Source organism: Frankia gtarii, from assembly GCF_025403375.1.
In the GTDB taxonomy this organism is placed as follows: domain Bacteria; phylum Actinomycetota; class Actinomycetes; order Frankiales; family Frankiaceae; genus Frankia; species Frankia gtarii.
In genome coordinates, this window is record NZ_JAMPTM010000444.1 from 1 (window position 1) to 3,148 (window position 3,148).

Consider the following 3,148-nt stretch of genomic DNA (forward strand, 5'->3'; position numbering starts at 1 on the left):
AAGAGACAGGGCCACCAAGGGGCGCCGCCGCCCGGCCGCCGCCCGCGCCCTGATCGGGCTCGGCGTCGCCAGCGCCCTGGCCAACGGCCCGGCCAAGCTGGTGTTCCGCCGCGACCGGCCGCCGACGCATGGCATCCCGCCGCTGCGCCGGCTCTCTCGTGACCTGACGACCTTCTCGTTCCCCTCCGGGCACGCCGCGTCCGCCGCCGCCTTCGCGACCGGGGTCGCCCTCGACGCGCCCGGGGCGGCGGTGCCGGTGGCCGCCCTCGCCGCCGCCGTGGCGTTCTCCCGGGTGTATGTCGGGGTGCACTACCCGGGGGACGTGGCCGCGGGGATCCTGCTGGGCATCGGCGCGGGCCTGCTCACCACGAAGGTGATGCCACGCCGGCCGTGGGTGCCGGCACGGGCGAGCCCGGCGTCGGCCTGGGCGCCCGCCCTGCCCGAGGGGGAGGGCCTCACCGTCGTCGTCAACGCGCGCTCCGGCCCGGGTAACCACTCCGATCTGCTCGCCGTGCTCCGCGCCGATCTGCCGCGGGCGGAGGTCGTCGAGGTCGGGCCGGCCGATGACATGGCCGCCGCCCTGACCACCGCCGCGTCGACGTCGAGAGTGCTGGGCATCGCCGGTGGCGACGGAAGCATCAACGCCGCCGCTCAGGTGGCGCTGGCCCGCGGCATGCCGCTGGCGGTCTTCCCGGCGGGCACGCTCAACCACTTCGCCGCCGACCTCGGCCTGGTCGGCGCCGGTGACTCGGTGCAGGCGGTCCGCGAAGGTTCGGCGGTCGCCGTCGATCTCGGCCGGGCCGACGGCATCTCCGCCGTGTTCGACCGGTTCTCCCGGATTTTCGTGAACACCGCGAGCCTGGGCGGCTACCCCGACATGGTGGCGGTGCGTGAACGGTTCGAGCGGCGCATCGGCAAGTGGCCCGCGATGATGATCGCGCTGTGCTGGGTGTTGCGCCACGAGCCGCCGTTTGACGTGGAGATCGACGCCGAACCCCGCCGGGTCTGGCTGATCTTCGTCGGCAACGGGGTGTACCGGCCCGACGGCTTCGCGCCGACCTACCGCAACCGGCTCGACGAGAGCCTGCTCGACCTGCGGATCGTCGACGCGTCGGCGTCGCTGGCCCGGCTGCGGCTGGTCGGGGCGGTCCTCACCGGCCGGCTCGGCCGCAGCCGGGTGTACGAGCAGCGCACCGTGGAGCGGGTGCTGATCTCCTCCCGGGCGCCCGGACCGCTGCCCTTCGCCTGCGACGGCGAGGTCACCGAGGGGGTGGAGCGGATCGTGATCACTCCGAGTGGCGCTCGCCTGATCGTCTACCGCCCGCGCCGCCCCGGTGACGGCGACGGTGCGGCCCCCGAGCCAGGCGTCCGGCGGCCGCTTGCGCGGACGTTCAGCCGCCGCGGTGCTGAAGCGGGATGAGCGTGTGCAGCGGGCGGGTGAGCTGCGTGAACTGGGAGGAGTCGAGGAGGTCCTCGACGAGCAGCGCGCAGGCCAGGTCGGCGCACAGCTCCATGACCCGGTGATCCTCGCTGGAATCGGTGGCGAGACGCTGGCCGCGGCAGTCCGGGCACAGCCGCCAGAACCCCTCGGCGGCGCTGCGGCGCACGAGCGTCCACACCCGGCGGCGGCCGGTCACCACGGCGCTGGCGAAGGCGGCGTCCATGGCCTGCTGATGAGCGGAGTCGTCCCGGGTCAGGGCGCTGACCAGCAGCCCGTCGAAGACCTCCAGGCTGTCCGGGTCGTGGCAGCGACCGGCGAGGACCGGCAGCGCGGCGAGGACCCGCTTGACGTCCGCGGCGGCCGGGCCGAGGTCGGGCTCGTGCGAGCGCGCCCGGGGGTAGACCGTGCGCCAGGGCCGCATGAGCGCGGCGTACTCGGCGCGGCCGAGAATGGGCCGGGCGTAGGAGGCGGCGACGGCGTCGCGCATCGCGCGCAGCGCGGTGGCCGCCACCGATGGCTCGACGGTGACGTAGTCGGCGCCGGCGAGGTCATCGGCGTAGATCGCGCTCAGTGCGTCGAAGGCGGCCAGCACCTCGACGATCAGCGGTGAGTCGGGGGCCAGCGCTTTGTCTCGGGCGGCGGCCAGGTAGCCGGAGTTGCGCCAGGCGGCCGCGAGCGAACCAAGCTCGGCGTCGGAGGTGTGCACAAGCTGAGCGAGGATGCCGAGGATGCCTCGCAGGTTGGGATGCTCCTCCAGCCGTTCGATGCGGCGGGCTCGAAGAATCATGCCGCCCGCCCGTCCTTGGCGGGTACCCCGGCGCGCACGGATCGTCGCGGGGTCACCGGGAGCCCGCCCGGCCACGGCGCGGATGGTGCCACCGCGAGTATGGGGGTCGTCGTGACACCGTTCACCTCGTCCTCCTCGACCGTCGCGGCCTGCGCCGGGCAGCCGTCGTCCGAACTTGTGCGGGTGAACCGGCCGGACGTCCCGTCACCGGCCGGATCATGAGCGGCGCGGCGGATGCGGCGACCGTACCTGATCACCTCATGGTCCCGCGTCCCAGGCAGGCCACATCTCGTCGCTCTCCGACACCGTAGCTGCGCGGGGCGGCGTGCGCGGGGAGTGCCGCCTGCGTGGGGTCCGCGGCGTTGTACGCCGCGTCGCCGATCTCCCGATGTCACCTCCGTGAGACTAGTGTTTGCGGCCCCGATGTGGAACTCGTTGTGCCATTAGGCGGGGCATGACGGTGCTGGCCCGGGGGTGCCATTGCGGGCCCAGGACGGATCGGCATGGCTGCCGGAGGCGGTGTGGCACGTCGGTGTCGGCCGCCCTGGTCACGCAGGGCAACGATGGCGCCGGTGCGTCGCGGGGCGCCGCCGCTGAACCCCGCCGGGTGAGGCTTGTGACACCACGGCTGGGCCAGCGGCCCGCCGGGCCGCCGGGGACGGCTGGGGCCCGACTGGGCGGCGTTTTCCCTGGGAGTGCCGGCACGGGTGGGTGGTGTCCGCGGGCTCCGGTGGCTCCTCCGTGCCCACGGCCGCGGGCGGTGGCGGCTCCTGTGCGGCCCGGGGAGATCGGCCGGCGGAGCCGCGCTGGCCGGTACTGGCCGGTACTGACTGTGCGGGTCGGCGTGGGTCGGCCGGCGGCGCGAGTGGGCGCGGGCGCGGCGACGGTACCTCCGCGTGGGGGTGGGATCGGGGGTAGCG

Annotated in this window: 3 protein-coding genes; 1 reads left to right on the forward strand and 2 read right to left on the reverse strand. The window is 74.7% G+C overall.

Annotation, left to right across the window (positions count from 1 at the left end; genetic code table 11):
* Positions 1–1,420: bifunctional phosphatase PAP2/diacylglycerol kinase family protein (locus NBZ83_RS31125; protein ID WP_261576406.1), on the forward strand; the 1,420-nt coding region annotated here is incomplete at its 5' end.
* On the opposite strand, the gene NBZ83_RS31130 is transcribed toward NBZ83_RS31125, so the two are convergent.
* Positions 1,392–2,228 carry a hypothetical protein gene (locus NBZ83_RS31130; RefSeq protein ID WP_261568888.1) on the reverse strand — a complete coding sequence of 279 codons (837 nt, stop codon included), beginning with the start codon at positions 2,226–2,228 and terminating at the stop codon, positions 1,392–1,394. The two genes, NBZ83_RS31125 and NBZ83_RS31130, sit on opposite strands and share 29 nt — an antisense overlap.
* On the reverse strand, positions 2,225–2,485 hold the full coding sequence (locus NBZ83_RS31135) for a hypothetical protein (protein ID WP_261568887.1): 261 nt from the start codon (positions 2,483–2,485) through the stop codon (positions 2,225–2,227). Before NBZ83_RS31135 ends, NBZ83_RS31130 begins: the two co-directional genes overlap by 4 nt.
* Positions 2,486–3,148: the final 663 nt, after the last annotated feature.